14 protein-coding genes and 1 pseudogene are annotated in these 12,870 nt (G+C 68.6%); 4 read left to right on the top strand and 11 right to left on the bottom strand.

Annotation, left to right across the window (positions count from 1 at the left end; translation table 11 throughout):
• Positions 1-9: 9 nt before the first annotated feature.
• Positions 10-849: an SDR family oxidoreductase gene (locus NRB56_RS14670; RefSeq protein ID WP_153342450.1), complete on the bottom strand. Its 840-nt coding sequence runs from the start codon at positions 847-849 to the stop codon at positions 10-12.
• A gap of 63 nt (positions 850-912) precedes the next feature.
• Between NRB56_RS14670 and NRB56_RS14665 the strand changes: the two genes are divergently transcribed.
• The gene (locus NRB56_RS14665; RefSeq protein ID WP_319943010.1) at positions 913-1,311 is read left to right on the top strand and encodes a winged helix-turn-helix transcriptional regulator; all 399 of its coding nucleotides are present in this window, start codon (positions 913-915) and stop codon (positions 1,309-1,311) included.
• A 183-nt stretch (positions 1,312-1,494) separates the two neighbouring features.
• Here NRB56_RS14665 and NRB56_RS14660 read toward each other — a convergent pair whose 3' ends face one another.
• Genes NRB56_RS14660 through NRB56_RS14650 form a run of 3 tightly spaced genes read right to left on the bottom strand, consistent with a single transcriptional unit; the run spans position 1,495 to position 3,171 of the window.
• The gene (locus tag NRB56_RS14660; protein WP_153342448.1) at positions 1,495-1,950 is read right to left on the bottom strand and encodes an arsenate reductase ArsC; all 456 of its coding nucleotides are present in this window, start codon (positions 1,948-1,950) and stop codon (positions 1,495-1,497) included.
• Positions 1,951-1,966: 16 nt separating this feature from the next.
• The gene (locus NRB56_RS14655) at positions 1,967-2,695 is read right to left on the bottom strand and encodes an aquaporin (RefSeq protein ID WP_153342446.1); all 729 of its coding nucleotides are present in this window, start codon (positions 2,693-2,695) and stop codon (positions 1,967-1,969) included.
• Entirely contained in the window at positions 2,692-3,171 is a 480-nt protein-coding gene (locus tag NRB56_RS14650) for an ArsI/CadI family heavy metal resistance metalloenzyme (protein WP_153342444.1), read from the bottom strand. The genes NRB56_RS14655 and NRB56_RS14650 overlap by 4 nt, the downstream gene beginning before the upstream one ends.
• A 100-nt stretch (positions 3,172-3,271) precedes the next feature.
• On the opposite strand from NRB56_RS14650, the gene NRB56_RS14645 reads away from it, so the two are divergent.
• The gene (locus NRB56_RS14645) at positions 3,272-3,628 is read left to right on the top strand and encodes an Rv2640c family ArsR-like transcriptional regulator (RefSeq protein ID WP_153342442.1); all 357 of its coding nucleotides are present in this window, start codon (positions 3,272-3,274) and stop codon (positions 3,626-3,628) included.
• Positions 3,629-3,658: 30 nt separating this feature from the next.
• Here NRB56_RS14645 and NRB56_RS14640 read toward each other — a convergent pair whose 3' ends face one another.
• From NRB56_RS14640 to NRB56_RS14630, 3 genes are all read right to left on the bottom strand, one after another.
• On the bottom strand, positions 3,659-3,979 hold the full coding sequence (locus NRB56_RS14640) for a hypothetical protein (RefSeq protein ID WP_153342440.1): 321 nt from the start codon (positions 3,977-3,979) through the stop codon (positions 3,659-3,661).
• Between the two features lie 116 nt (positions 3,980-4,095).
• Positions 4,096-4,821 (bottom strand): hypothetical protein, encoded by a 726-nt coding sequence (locus NRB56_RS14635; protein ID WP_153342438.1) that lies wholly within the window; start codon positions 4,819-4,821, stop codon positions 4,096-4,098.
• A 77-nt stretch (positions 4,822-4,898) separates the two neighbouring features.
• Complete coding sequence (locus tag NRB56_RS14630; protein ID WP_153342436.1) at positions 4,899-5,555, bottom strand: TetR/AcrR family transcriptional regulator C-terminal domain-containing protein; 657 nt, start codon at positions 5,553-5,555, stop codon at positions 4,899-4,901.
• A 92-nt stretch (positions 5,556-5,647) separates the two neighbouring features.
• Between NRB56_RS14630 and NRB56_RS14625 the strand changes: the two genes are divergently transcribed.
• The gene (locus tag NRB56_RS14625) at positions 5,648-6,646 is read left to right on the top strand and encodes an NAD(P)-dependent alcohol dehydrogenase (RefSeq protein WP_227837737.1); all 999 of its coding nucleotides are present in this window, start codon (positions 5,648-5,650) and stop codon (positions 6,644-6,646) included.
• A 13-nt stretch (positions 6,647-6,659) separates the two neighbouring features.
• Here the strand turns inward: NRB56_RS14625 and NRB56_RS14620 are convergent, their stop codons facing one another.
• From NRB56_RS14620 to NRB56_RS40620, 4 genes and pseudogenes are all read right to left on the bottom strand, one after another.
• The gene (locus NRB56_RS14620; protein ID WP_153342434.1) at positions 6,660-8,165 is read right to left on the bottom strand and encodes an alpha/beta fold hydrolase; all 1,506 of its coding nucleotides are present in this window, start codon (positions 8,163-8,165) and stop codon (positions 6,660-6,662) included.
• Positions 8,166-8,170: 5 nt separating this feature from the next.
• Positions 8,171-10,807 (bottom strand): ATP-binding protein, encoded by a 2,637-nt coding sequence (locus NRB56_RS14615; RefSeq protein ID WP_153342432.1) that lies wholly within the window; start codon positions 10,805-10,807, stop codon positions 8,171-8,173.
• A gap of 206 nt (positions 10,808-11,013) precedes the next feature.
• Positions 11,014-11,439, bottom strand: a complete 426-nt coding sequence (locus tag NRB56_RS14610) for a hypothetical protein (RefSeq protein ID WP_153342430.1) — start codon at positions 11,437-11,439, stop codon at positions 11,014-11,016.
• Between the two features lie 94 nt (positions 11,440-11,533).
• Positions 11,534-11,881: pseudogene (locus NRB56_RS40620) on the bottom strand (WXG100-like domain-containing protein); the annotation flags it as partial.
• 426 nt (positions 11,882-12,307) lie between these two features.
• On the opposite strand from NRB56_RS40620, the gene NRB56_RS14605 reads away from it, so the two are divergent.
• On the top strand, positions 12,308-12,844 hold the full coding sequence (locus tag NRB56_RS14605) for a hypothetical protein (RefSeq protein WP_153342428.1): 537 nt from the start codon (positions 12,308-12,310) through the stop codon (positions 12,842-12,844).
• Positions 12,845-12,870: the final 26 nt, after the last annotated feature.

Here is a 12,870-nt window from a genome sequence, read left to right as displayed (position 1 = left end):
AGCGTGTGGTCAGCGGAATTCGTCGCGATGGTCCTCGGCCCATCGCGCGAACGTCTGGGCGGGACGGCCGGTGAGGTCGGCGATGATCGTCGAGGTTCGCGCCGGTGCGGTCGTTCCGGCCTGCCAGGCGGCGAGGATCGCCTCGACTCCGCTGGGCGGCATGGTTTTCCCCAGTTCGATGCGCGCCCGGTCGGCTCCGATCACCTCGAGGTCGATCTCGCGGCCGATCGCCGCGCCGATGTGCCGGATCTGCTGCCGGACGGTTAGCGACTCGGGGCCGTAGACGTGGTGGATACGGTGGTGATGGCCCGGCTCGGTCAGTGCGGTCACCGCCAGGGCCGCGAGGTCCTTCTCGTGGATGGGCGCGGTCTGCGTGTCCGGGTACGGAACTCGGACGCGGCCCTCGTCGCGGATCGGCTGCCGCCACCACCACAGGGTGTTGGTCGCGAACATTCCGGGGCGGATGAATGTCCAAGCGAGGCCGGACTTCTCGATGGCGGTTTCGACGGCGAGGTGTTCCCGGGCGATCGGATTGTGCTCGGCGCCGGGTTTGCCGATAGCGGCCGACGACAGCAGTACCACGTGCCGCACGCCCGCGGATTCGGCCGCCGCCACGAATCCGTCGATGCCGGTGGGCTTGGCGTAGAGGAATACTCGCTCCGCGCCGTCGAGCGCCGCGGGCAGGGTTCCGGGCCGCTCCAGATCGGCGGCGACGATATCCGTACCCGGCGGAAATCCCGCCGGATCGGGTGTCCGGCTCGTCGCGCGAATCTTGGCGCCCCTCGCGCTCAGCCCCGCCGCGACATGGCGGCCGACATTTCCCCGGGCTCCGAAAACAACTGTGACCATGGCCGCAGCGTAAGGGTACGAGCTTTCTGCTGGTAAGTACCTACCCCGAGGTAAGCTCCGCACGTGGTGGTAGGTTCGCAGTCCGGCGATGCCGCGTGGCAGGGCATGAGTGACGCATTCAACAGCGCGTGCCCGGCCCGGGAAGTGCTGGAGCACATCACCGGTCGCTGGGGCATCCTGATCCTGGCCGCGCTGGGCGCGGGGCCGCTGCGATTCGCGGAACTGCGCGCGACGATCGGCGGGATCAGCGAGAAGATGCTGTCACAGACGCTGCGCACCCTGGTCCGGGACGGATTCGTCGCGCGCACGGTCGAACCCGCCACGCCGCCACGGGTCAGCTACGACCTCACCCCCCTCGGCCGGGGGCTGACCGAGTCGATGCGGCCGTTCCTGGACTGGATTCGGCAACACACCTCCCACGTGGTCACTTCTCAGCGGCGATACGACCGACAGCATCGCTGAGTGCGCGGCGGATGCCGTAACCATGTGCGCGCGGCGGTCGGTCGGCCGGGACGGCCGGAGAGATCGCCGTCGTCGCCGACCGCAGGCGTTGAGCCGGTTCCGTCCGGTGGGAGCGACACTGGATGCCGGCGAGGGCTAGACAGGAGTCGCAGGCATTGTGGTCGGCCGGAGATGGTCGACGGCTCAGTCGGGTGTGCGGATATCGGTGGCGGTGGAGGGTTGCGACCGTGGGGCGGCGGGTAGGAGTTCGGTGACGAGTTCCTCGACGAGAGTGCGGATCCGGTCGCGGATGGCCCGGACGGTGGTGATGTCCTGTCCGGCGGGGTCGTCGAGTGTCCAGTCGCGGTAGTCGATTCCGGGGAAATACGGGCAGGTGTCGCCGCAGCCCATGGTGATGACGACGGTGGAGGTGGAGACGGTCTCGCCGGTGAGGGTTTTCGGGGTCGCGGTGGTGATGTCGATGCCGACTTCGCGCATGGCTTCGACGGCGACGGGGTTGATCCGGTCGGCGGGTTCGGTGCCGGCGGAGCGGACCTCGACGCGGTCGCCGGCGATCGCGGTGAGGAAGCCTTGGGCCATCTGGGAGCGGCCGGCGTTGTGGACACAGACGAACAGCACGCTGGGGTTCGTGAGAGTCATTGCAGTGCAGAACCTTTCAGTCGACGATGGCCGGTCCGGAGACGGTGATCCCGTCGGGGGCGGCCGGGGGTGCGGGATAGCAGACGGCGGTGAGTGCGAGCCCGGCCAGGCCGCCGAGCAGTTGGGCGATGATGAACGCGGCTGCGGAGGCGGGGGCGATGCCGGCGAAGGTGTCGGTGAAGATCCGGCCGATGGTGACGGCGGGGTTGGCGAAGCTGGTGGAGCTGGTGAACCAGTAGGCGGCGCCGATCCAGGCCGGGACGGCGGCCGGTGCGAGGGTGGTGCGGCCGGTGCGCGACAACGCGCCGATGAGCGCGACAAGTCCTGCGGTGGCGACGATTTCGCTTAGCAGGTGCCCGCCCGTGACGCGATGGTGGGCCGAGATCTGCCCGGCGGGCTGATCGAACATGACGTTGGCGGTGACCGCGCCCAGGACCGCGCCGATCGTCTGCGCGCTGATGTAGGCGGCGGTGTCCGTGCCGGTGCGGCCGGTGCCACGGGTGGCCAGCCAGTCCGCCAGCGAGACAACAGGGTTGAAGTGGGCGCCGGAGACCGGCCCGAACAGCAGGATCACCACGGCCAGGCCGAGGACGGTGGCGGTGGAGTTCTCCAGCAGTTGCAGACCGGTCTGCCCGGGCGACAGTTGTTGTGCGGCGATGCCGGATCCGGCCACGACCGCGACCAGCACCGCGGTGCCGGTCGCTTCGGCGGCCAGGCGGCGCGCCAGGGCGGGGGTGACGGTCATGCCGGGGTCGTGGTGGCCTGCGCGGCGGTGGTGCAGCAGGCCGCGTCGCTGCCGCAGCAGGCCGGAACCGCTTCGGGGCCGGTCAGCGGGTTCGGGGTGGTGCCGAAGGTGCCGCTGTCGGCGAGGACGGTGTAGACCTCCCAGCGTTCGGTGTCCGGGCCGGTGACCCAGACCTTGTCCTGGGTGGCGAAACAGCAGGTGGTGGCCATTTCCTCCTCGGTGAACAGGGCGGCGTCGGACAGGCGGGCGATCTCGGCGTGGACCTGTTGCGAGGTGGCGACCTCGACGCCGAGGTGGTTGAGGGTGCCGCCGTGGCCGGGGTTCTCCAGCAGCACCAGCTTCAGCGGGGGTTCGGTGATCGCGAAGTTCGCGTAACCGGGCTTGCGCTTGGCTGGCAGCGTGCCGAACAGGGTGGTGTAGAAGGTGATCGCCCGGTCGAGGTCGTCGACGTTTAGGGCGAGCTGGACGCGGGACATGGCCGGACCTCCATGGTTGTGGACATATGTCGAAGAAGTCGACGGGCCGAGTCTGCTCACCTTTTCGACATATGTCAATACCGCGGGTAGGGTGGTAGCCATGCCCAAGGCGCTGCCCGTGATCGACATGTCCGCTCCCGTCTGTTGCGCGCCGGTCGCGGCGGCGCCGGTGAGCGACGAGGCGGCGCTCGAGGTGGCGCTGCGGTTGAAGGCGTTGGCGGATCCGGTGCGGGTGAAGCTGGTGTCGCTGCTGCTCACCAGTCCGTCGGGCGCGGAGAACAGCGGTGATCTCGCGGCGGCGGTCGGGGTGTCGGAATCGACTGTGTCCCATCACCTCACGCAGTTGCGCAAGGCCGGGCTGGTGGATTCCGAGCGGCACGGCATGAACATGCTCCACCGTGGTCGCCGGGACGCGCTCGCGGCGTTGTGCCGGGTCCTGGACCCCGACTGCTGCTGACGTCGGCGTCCTCCGCGGCCTGGCGCCGGGTCACTCGGCGGCTGCGGCGCGAATTCTGTTGTGCGCGTCGGTGATCGCGTTCGTGACGATCGTGTCCGCCGTGGTGCGCACGACCGCGGTTGTGCCGGTCCCGGCGAGGAGCGGGCAGATGATCGAGCAGTAGACGAGCTGATTGTGCAGGACACCGGTGAGGAGACCGCCGGGCGGCACCGGCGAGACATCCTGTGCGACGGTCGGTTCGGGCCGGGACGCGGGTACCGGGATCGCCGATGCGGTGGGTGTTGCGGCGATGCCCGCGACGGCGATCCCGGTCAGTGCGACGCCGGCGTGCAGGAAGTTCGGTATCCGCATGGTGGCCCCTCGTATCGGTGGTGAATACGCAGGTCACGAATTCCGGCGCCGGCTGGTTCGATCTCGGTCGGTGTGGGAGCGAACCGGATTCACGGTCCGCTCAGTGGGAATCGGGTTCAGGGCTCCGGGGTGGTGTCGGTCGGCGCGGCCTCGGGCACGGTGCCGGTCGGCTCGGCCTCGGTGGCGGTGCCGGTCGGCTCGGCCTCGGTGGCGGGCTCGGGCACCGGTGCCGGAGCCGGGTGGGCGGTGAGGAATTCGTCGACGATGCGGACATGGTCGCTGTGGGTGGTGCGGGCGGCGCCGACCAGCCGGCCGTACGCGACGGGGCCGATCAGCTGGGCGACGGCGGCGGGGACGTTGTCGCTGCCGAGTACCGCGCGGCCCTCCTCGGTCGCGAACAGTTCCTCGAACGGCTGACGGTAGTGGTAGTTCAGGCCCATGCGGAACATGGCGGCCTTGGTCATCTCCGCGGGGGCCTCGGCGGGGGCGCCGGCCGCGATCCAGGTCAGGGCCACCTTGCTCAGCGGCGCCGTCTGGATGACCGCCGCGTGCCGCTCGACCAGTTCGATGAGCTTGTCGCGCAACGACCCTTCGCCCGGTGCGGGCACAGCGGGCAGGAGCACGCGCTGCAGCGCGGCCGTTCCCGCCACGACGCCCTTGCCGAGATATTTGTACATCGTGTTCTTCGCGGCCGTTTTCTGCTGGCCGTACACGTAGACGGCGAGGGGCTTGAGGCCGCCCGACTTGATCAGTGTCACCAGCGCGCGCAACTGCTCCGCGCGCGTGGGTGGCTGCTGCGGGGTCTCCGCCTGCGGGGCGTCTTCGGTGATCCCAGTCGTCATCAGGGTCCTTCCTCCGGAAAGTCTGCTGTTGCCGCACCAGCGGGAACGCTGCTGTCGATCTTACGGGGCACGGCACATCATCCTTCCCGCTGCGCGGCGCGCTCCAGGCCGTCGAGGATCAATTCCAGGCCGAAGTCGAACTCGTCGGCGTAGTCGTAGCCCGGCAGCATCACCCGTTGCATCGCGAACTCGACCAGATACGGGTATTCGTCCGGCTGGAACTGGTCCATGAAACCGGTCATGGCCTCGTCCAGGTTGCGGGGCGTGAACGGCAGTGCGGCTTCCTCCAGCGCGAATCCGTAGATGTAGCAGTCCAGCAGGGAGTAGGCGTGGCCGGCCAGGACGAGCGGGAAACCGTTGCGGCGCAACACTCCGAGGACCGCGTCGTGATGGCGCAGGGTGGCCGGGCCCGGATGTGCGCGCGACTCCATGAACGGGGTGGCCCACGGGTGCCGGCGCAGCACGGCGCGGGCCGAGTGCGCTCGCCGCCGCAATGCGGACCGCCAATCGGTGTCCCGCGGCGGCAGTTCGATCTCGCCGAAGACGACATCGATGATGCCGTCGATGATGGCCTCCTTGTTCGCGACGTGGTGATACAGCGACATCGGTTTGACCCCGAGCCGCCCGGCGAGCGAGCGCATGGTCAGGCCCTCGATGCCGGCCTCGTCGGCGATGGCGATCGCCTCGCCGAGCACCCGATCCCGGGACAGCGGTGCGCGCTCGGCGTTGCTCATTCTGGCCTCTCGTCCGGAAATCGTCGTTGACATCTACCCGGGCCACTGTACCTTACTAAGTAAGGCGTACTTAGTAAGGCTGGAGGCCCGGAATGGGATCTACAGGACAATCGGAACGGAACGAGAAGATGCGGGCGATCGTGCAGAACGGCTACGGCTCGGCGGACGTACTGCGGATGACCGAGATCGACCGGCCCGCGATCGCGAGCGGCGAGGTGCTCGTGCGGGTCGCGGCCGCCGGAGTGGACCGGGGGGTCTGGCATCTGATGACCGGGAAGCCGTATGCGGCCAGGCTCGCCCTCGGGATGCCCCGGGATCGGGTCGCCGGGATGGATGTCGCGGGCACGGTCGCCGCCGTCGGTGCGGAGGTGACCAGGTTCGCCGTCGGTGACGAGGTGTTCGGTGTCGGCCGTGGGTCTTTCGCCGAGTACACGGCGGCGGCGGAGGGCAAACTCGCGCACAAGCCGGCGGGGCTGGGGTTCGCGCAGGCCGGGGTCGTCGCGGTCTCCGGGGTCACGGCCCTGCGGGCCGTGCGTACCGCCGGCCGGGCCGAGCCCGGGCAGCACGTGCTGGTGATCGGTGCGTCCGGCGGAGTGGGTTCGTACGCGGTGCAATTGGCGAAGGGCGCCGGCGCGCGGGTTACCGGCGTGTGCGGCACGGCCAAGGCCGACCTGGTCCGGTCGCTCGGGGCCGACGACGTGATCGACTATACGACAACCGATTTCGCCGACCGCGGAGTGCGTTACGACCTGATCGTGGACATCGGCGGGCTCAGCCGCTTCGCCCGGCTGCGCCGGGCGCTCACCCCGCGCGGGACGCTCGTCATCGTCGGTGGCGAGGGTGGCGGGCAGATCCTCGGTGCGGGCCGCACAGTCCACGCGCTCGCGCTGTCACCGTTCGTGCGGCAGCGGCTGACCGCGATCATCGCCGTGCCCGGCCGTGCCGATCTGGAAACGCTTCGCGGACTGCTGGATTCGGGGGAGCTCACCCCGGCGGTCGGCGCCACCTACCCGCTGGCGGAGGCCCCGGCTGCCGTGCGACTGCTCGAAAGCGGGCAGGCTCGCGGCAAGATCGCGCTCACCGTCGGCTGATTCGCCGATCCGGTCACATGGTCGCGTTCACGTCGCAGGTGCGGTCTCCGGCCGGAAGGACTCCGGCGCCGAGATAGGTGTTGACGGTGCCGTTGAGGCAGGCGCTCAGATCGGTGCGAAATGTCATGTGGATGCGGATGTTTCGCAGGGTGACCAGGCGGGATCCGGACAGGGCGCGATGGAGTGCCAGGGCGTGCGGATAGGGCGTGCGCGGATCGCCGGTCGACTGCACGAGCAGGACGGGAACCGAATTGCGCACGCGGGTGGGGGTTTCCACCGGACGGGGCCAGAAGGCGCAGGGCTGAATGTTGTTGGCCATCGCCCCGAAGATCGGCTGGGTGGTGCGGGCGGCTTCGATGTTGTGCCAGTACCACTCCGGCTCCGCCGGTGCGGGGGCGTCGGCGCAGGCGATCTGCGCCAGTGCCGAATTCTCGCCGGTACGCAACGCTTCCAGTACCGCGGCGAGCCGGGGTGTGCGGGCCGTCGCTGGCGGCCGGCCCGCATCGTCGGCGACCTCACGGACGAGGTCGGCCAGCGCCGCGTTCGATCGGAAGTTGCTCAGATAGTTGTGCAGGATGAACGGCAGCCAATGGTCGTCGATCAGGAAATCGTCGATGACGATCGGCTGCCGTCCGGCGGTGCGGAGCAGGTCCTCGACCGTGGTCCGCACCTGCGCCGGTGTCGCGCCGAAGTGGTAGACGTCGTCTCGCGAAGCCGCCCATCCGGCCCAGTCGTCCAGGGCCGCTTCGTCGGCCGGGCCCCAGTCCTGAACCATGGCCTCCCAGTACCGATCCGGGTCGATCGAGCTGTCGAACACCATCCGGTCGCTGCGCGCCGGAAACATCTGGGTGTAGACCGCTCCCAGATACGTGCCGTAGGAGACTCCGTAATAGTTGAGCGTCCGTTCCCCCAGCGCGCCGCGGACCACATCCATGTCGCGGGCGGTGTTGCGGGTGGTGAGCTGCCGGAGCACGGCCGGGTCGCCGGTGTTCAGGCAGGTGACGGCCATACCGGCCGACTCGACGGTGTCGTGCCGGAAACCCGACGGGCCGTGGCCGGACGACCGGATCATCTCGCCGACCGGCCAGCCGCACCGCCCGCCGCGGTCCGATCGCCCGACGCCGCGCGGGTCCATGCCGATCAGGTCGTAGCGGGCGAGCACCTCGGGGGTGAGCACATCACCGATCAGCCCGACGCTGTCCAGCCCCTCCGCACCGGGCCCACCCGGATTGGACACCAGCACGCCGCGCCGCTGCGCCGAATTGCCCGCTGTGATGCGGGAAATGGCCACCGTCATGGTGCGGTCGTGCGGCTTCGTGTAGTCCAGTGGCACCAGCACATCCGCGCATTCGGCGCCCGCGGCATCCAAATCGTCGATACCGCAGGGCTTCCACGCCAGCCGCTGGTGATGGAACCGCGCCAGCCCGCTCGGATCCGCGTCCGACCCCGCACCGGTCACCAGCACCGCCCCGGTGGCGACCACCACCGCCAGCCGAAAAAGGTTTACCAACAACGCCATTCGCCTCACCGGCATTTCGGACCTCCCACGTCCGTGCACGGTATCCGATCGCCGGTGCGGGGAACAGGGCCAGTCGCGCCGCCCGACCGGACGCAGATCTCGCCGTCCTCCGGCACATCGAGTTCGCGATAGATCTCGAGTGCCTGTTCGGAGTGCCGGCGTGCCTCCTGGGGCCGGCCGAGCGACCGCTGAGCTCTCGCGATGCCCGTGAGTGCGCGGGCCCGCTCATGGCGGTGCCCGATGGACCGTGCGACGATCACGGCGTCGGTGTGGCAGTTCAGTGCCTTGGTGTATTCGCCGATGGCGTGGAGCGTTTCGCCGAGGCCGTTGGCCGCCTCGGCTGCCAGCCCCAGATTCTCGGTGCGCTGCGCGAGCGCACCGGCTTCGCGGTGGCGGTCCGCCGCCTCCACATATCTGCCCTGGCGGGTGAGGATTTCACCGAGACGAGTCAGCGCGATCCCCTCGATCGCGTGATGACCGGCTCGGAGTGCCACGACGAGAGCCTGCCTGCAGTAGGTCGTGGCCTGTCCGTAGCGCCCCTGACGCATGCGGATATCGCCGAGGCCGACCAGCACCGCCGCATCGATGACGCGAAATCCGATGTCGCGCAGCAACTCCAGCGCTTCCGCCTGGAACGCCGCAGCCTCGGTGTAGCGGCCCGATCGCGTGTACACCGTGCCGAGGTTGTTCAGTGCCACCGCCTCACCGATCCGGAAGCCGACGTCCTTGCTGATCGCGGTCCGTATACTTCCCGCGCCCTGGTGCAGTCGCGAATCCGCCAGGCCGGCACTGCCCGATGCGGACAGCTGTTCGCGTGCTCGGCGACAGGCGCTCAATGCGGCACGGCTACAGTCCCGCGACTGTGCGTAATCACCTCTCCTGGCATGGATCGCCGCCATCGTGTTCAGCGCGTAGGTCTCACCGCGCGCATCGCCGCGCAGACGCGCGGCATCCAGCGCGGGACCGAGAATGCTCGAGACCTCGGCGTGTAGAGCCCCGTTGTACAGGTCGCGGTTCAGGGACTGCACATAATCGATCGCATAGCCGTGGTGCCCGTGCCGGGCGGCATGGATGGCCAAGCGCACGATATTGTCCTGCTCGGCTGCCAACCAGGACGCCGCCGACTCGGCATCGCGAAAATCCGGGGTGGGCGTACCGACCGAATCGGCCGACGGGCGAAAGTCCTCCGCGCCCACATGGATCGTGTCGACGGCGCTGGATATCGTGTGGCGGAAGTAGTCGAGCAATCGCTGCAACGACGATTGCCGGTCGGATTCCGGAATCCGCTCGGCCTGCTCACCGGCGTAGATGCGCAACAGATCGTGCATACCGTATCGATCGTGCGGTCCGCGCTGTTCCACCAGATGCGCACGGCGCAACGCCGATACGGCCCTTCGGGCACGCGGCAGGTCGAGATCGGCCATCGCGGCCGCGATGTACGGATCGAAATCGTGTCCCGGCCATGAACCGAGCAGCCGGAAGATCGCGATGGTATCGGTGTCGAGATGACCGAGTGACCACGAGAAGACCGACCGGACATCGGTTCTCGGATCGGCTCCGGCCTCGAGATGGTCGAGTGGGTTTCCCCGTGCGAACTCGGCGGCGACCGCGGTCAAGTCGGCGGCCGGCCGGCCCGCGAGGTGTTCGGCCAGGATTCGAAGCGTCAACGGCAGTCGGGCACAACGATCGATCAGCTCGAGGACGGCATCGCGTTCGGTATCGACCCGATCGTCGAGGAGCGCCCGTAGCAGTGACACCGCGTCCGCCACCGGCATCGCCTCGAGTTCGATCCGCTTCGCGCCGTGCCTGGCCACGAGACCGGCCAGCGATTCCCGGCTCGTCACGATCACCAGGCACGAGGCCGTACCGGGCAACAGCGGCCGGACATGCTCGACCGAGCGAGCGTTGTCCAGCAGGACGACCATGCGCCGATCGGTGAGCACGGTGCGATAGCGGGCGGCGCGTTCGGCCTCGTCGCTCGGGATCTCGTCGGGATGAACACCGAGACTGCGTAGCAGGACCGCGAGCGCCTCGGCCGGTGATATCCGGTCCTGCGGGTCGTAGCCCTGGAGATCGATGTATATCTGGCCGTCGGGGAAACGCCGGCTGTTGGCCTGTGCCCAATGAACGGCCAGCGCGGTCTTGCCGGCGCCCGCCGCTCCCACGATCGCCACCACCGTCGGGCCGGTGCCCGATCCGGTCGACCACGAGTCGAGTGTCCGCAACTGGATTTGCCTGCCGGTGAAGTCGGTGATGTCGGCGGGCAACTCGCGTGGCGTCACCACCGGGACCGTGTTGCGTACGGCCCACCGGTGTGCCGCCCGGCTCTCCGACGCCGCGAACCACGCCTCACCCCAAGCTCGTTGCTGATCGGCGGACGCACCGAGCGCGATGACGATCCGATCGAGAATGTCGGCCGACGGAAAGTGTCTGCCGCTCAGATAACTGGCCAGTGTCGACCGAGGAATGTCGGGGAGCTTTCTGCGCAGGTCGTCCACGCTCACCCGAATCCGCCCGGTTCCGTAGGCTGCCTTCATCCGGAGCAACTCCAGCTCACCGACCAGGCTCGCCGGATCGGTGACCCGACGCGGATCCGGGGCGCCGAGATCCTGCTGCCCGGCAGATCCCGGTTCGTGGTTCATGATTCGCGTCCCGCTCCTCCGGAAACCACAGCATTCGAGCGGGTACGACGACGCTTCGGACCGGCGAAGTGCGGTGGCGGATATCTCAGTTCAGGTTATCCGCCGCCGCGGGTCCACTCACAGCGCACGTGGTAGACCTCACGTTGTCGTCACGCCGGAATCGCACTGGCGCACACGGCGACTCGCACCGTGGTGCGAAACTGCCGTCACTCCTCCGGATCGAGGCCGGTGAAAGGTGCGACAGCAGTCACCCCGGCGACGGCGCCCGCCCCGCCGCCGGCCGCTGCCCCGGCGAAGCGGATCAGTGCCCGCCCGGGAAGCGCCGATCCGGCAGCGTGTTCCGTCCCCGCCTTCGAGACCAGGCGGCTTATTCCGGCGATCGCCCGGCCACCGAAGAAATCACCGGCCGCTCCGGCCGCCGCACCGGCCACCAACCCCAAACCCATCTCACGCCGATCGAAATCACCCCGCTCGCGATCGCCGTGGGCCATCTGCATCGCATCTGCTGCGACCGGAATGAGCGCGCCCTGTGCGGCACCGAGCGTCACGCCCCGGAACAGGATCGACTTCCCCAACCGGGCTGCGGCGGCACGAGCACCGTCGGTACCCAGCTTCTCGATCAGATCCCGCACCGCCGCCCGCACTGTCAACCGCGTCGCGGCGATCTGCGCGGCACCCTGCGCTTCGCCGACGCCGGGGCGCGAAGGCGTCCACGGCCAACTGGGCCACCAGGGCGACCATCGAACCGATGATCACGTACTTCGTGTACTCCGTGGCCAGGGCGTTCTCGAGCAGCTGCGCACCGAGGCCGGCACAGGCGTCGGCGGCCGCGCGCAGGTCGCCGTCCAGATCGATTCCGTGTGCCGCCAGGGCCGCGCCGGTCGCCCCCGAGATCGCCGCCAGTGCCCTCGCCGGTGCCGCGCCGGTCGATTCGGCCACCCGGGTGGTCGCCGTACCCAATTCGATCCACGCATGCCCGACCCGCCGCATCGCATCTTCGTCACCCTGTGGCCAGGGACCCGCCACCGCGGTGACCACCCAGGACGGAATTTCGGGCGGAATCGTCAGTGTCATGCGGCAATTCGCCGGCCGGAAGAGGTGATATCAGCTCACCCGTTTTTCTCCGGCCGATATCCGCCGGTATTCGCCACAGTGGAATCGGGCTGGAGTGATTGTGTGTACTGCAACCGGATCAGGCAAGCGGTGACGGCTGCCACGAAGGTCGAGGACCACGGTGATTCCTCTGGTGCGAGATAGCGGGACATTCATCACCACTCCCTTTCCCGATCGATTCGAAGCAGCATCGATTGCATACTCGGGTCCGAGTAGTGAACCGGATTATTGTGGTACGGCGTCGCCGATCCTGGACAGATCTGAACAAGGCTGGACAGCGGTCCGACGCATTCCTCGGTGGTATGCGCGGATCCTCGCGCGTGTGTCCCGGATCACGATTCAATTCGCTGAAATGCGAAGAATCGACCACCGCCCGATAATTCGGTGGTGCGAATGAAATTCGGGACGTTGCGGCCCACCGCGCGCAAGGTGTGGGTTTTTCTCCATGTCGGATTCTCGGTGGGCTGGCTCGGTGTCTCGATGACGATGCTCGTGCTGGCGAGTGTCGGGGCGCGGGCCCGTGACCCTGCCCTGCGGCACTACGCCTACGAGTTCATGCATGTGCTGGACATGGCCATCGTGATTCCGGTGGCGCTGTTGACGCTGATCACCGGGCTGGTGGTCTCACTCGGCACCAAATGGGGGCTGGTCCGGCACTGGTGGGTGCTGGCCAAGCTCGGCATCGCGCTCGCTATCCCGATCTATTCTATTGTGCAGCAACGCTTCTGGCTCGAAGAAGCGGTGCGGTCTAGCGTCGGCGGGCATGCGGCCGGACTGTCGCGCAACGACGTCGTACTGTGGGCGTGCGCGGTGATCTACACCCTGCTGCTGTGGGTCGCCACCGCAGTGTCGACCGTCAAGCCGTGGGGGCGGACCCGCTGGGCTCCGGCACCGCCGCCGCGCCGCGCCGCGGCCGTGCGCTGAGGCTCGTGCACCGGCATCCGCGGATC

This window comes from Nocardia aurantia, assembly GCF_009604425.1.
In the GTDB taxonomy this organism is placed as follows: domain Bacteria; phylum Actinomycetota; class Actinomycetes; order Mycobacteriales; family Mycobacteriaceae; genus Nocardia; species Nocardia aurantia.
Note: the sequence above shows the minus strand (reverse complement) of the source record. Positions and strands in the feature narration are given on the sequence as shown.

What these genes read in the sequence shown, in the direction of transcription:
- NRB56_RS14670 (WP_153342450.1), bottom strand. Translation starts at nt 849, where the DNA reads ATGGTCACAGTTGTTTTCGGAGCCCGGGGAAATGTCGGCCGCCATGTC.
- NRB56_RS14660 (WP_153342448.1), bottom strand. Translation starts at nt 1,950, where the DNA reads ATGACTCTCACGAACCCCAGCGTGCTGTTCGTCTGTGTCCACAACGCC.
- NRB56_RS14655 (WP_153342446.1), bottom strand. Translation starts at nt 2,695, where the DNA reads ATGACCGTCACCCCCGCCCTGGCGCGCCGCCTGGCCGCCGAAGCGACC.
- NRB56_RS14650 (WP_153342444.1), bottom strand. Translation starts at nt 3,171, where the DNA reads ATGTCCCGCGTCCAGCTCGCCCTAAACGTCGACGACCTCGACCGGGCG.
- NRB56_RS14645 (WP_153342442.1), top strand. Translation starts at nt 3,272, where the DNA reads ATGCCCAAGGCGCTGCCCGTGATCGACATGTCCGCTCCCGTCTGTTGC.
- NRB56_RS14640 (WP_153342440.1), bottom strand. Translation starts at nt 3,979, where the DNA reads ATGCGGATACCGAACTTCCTGCACGCCGGCGTCGCACTGACCGGGATC.
- NRB56_RS14635 (WP_153342438.1), bottom strand. Translation starts at nt 4,821, where the DNA reads ATGACGACTGGGATCACCGAAGACGCCCCGCAGGCGGAGACCCCGCAG.
- NRB56_RS14630 (WP_153342436.1), bottom strand. Translation starts at nt 5,555, where the DNA reads ATGAGCAACGCCGAGCGCGCACCGCTGTCCCGGGATCGGGTGCTCGGC.
- NRB56_RS14625 (WP_227837737.1), top strand. Translation starts at nt 5,648, where the DNA reads ATGGGATCTACAGGACAATCGGAACGGAACGAGAAGATGCGGGCGATC.
- NRB56_RS14620 (WP_153342434.1), bottom strand. Translation starts at nt 8,165, where the DNA reads ATGGCGTTGTTGGTAAACCTTTTTCGGCTGGCGGTGGTGGTCGCCACC.
- NRB56_RS14615 (WP_153342432.1), bottom strand. Translation starts at nt 10,807, where the DNA reads ATGAACCACGAACCGGGATCTGCCGGGCAGCAGGATCTCGGCGCCCCG.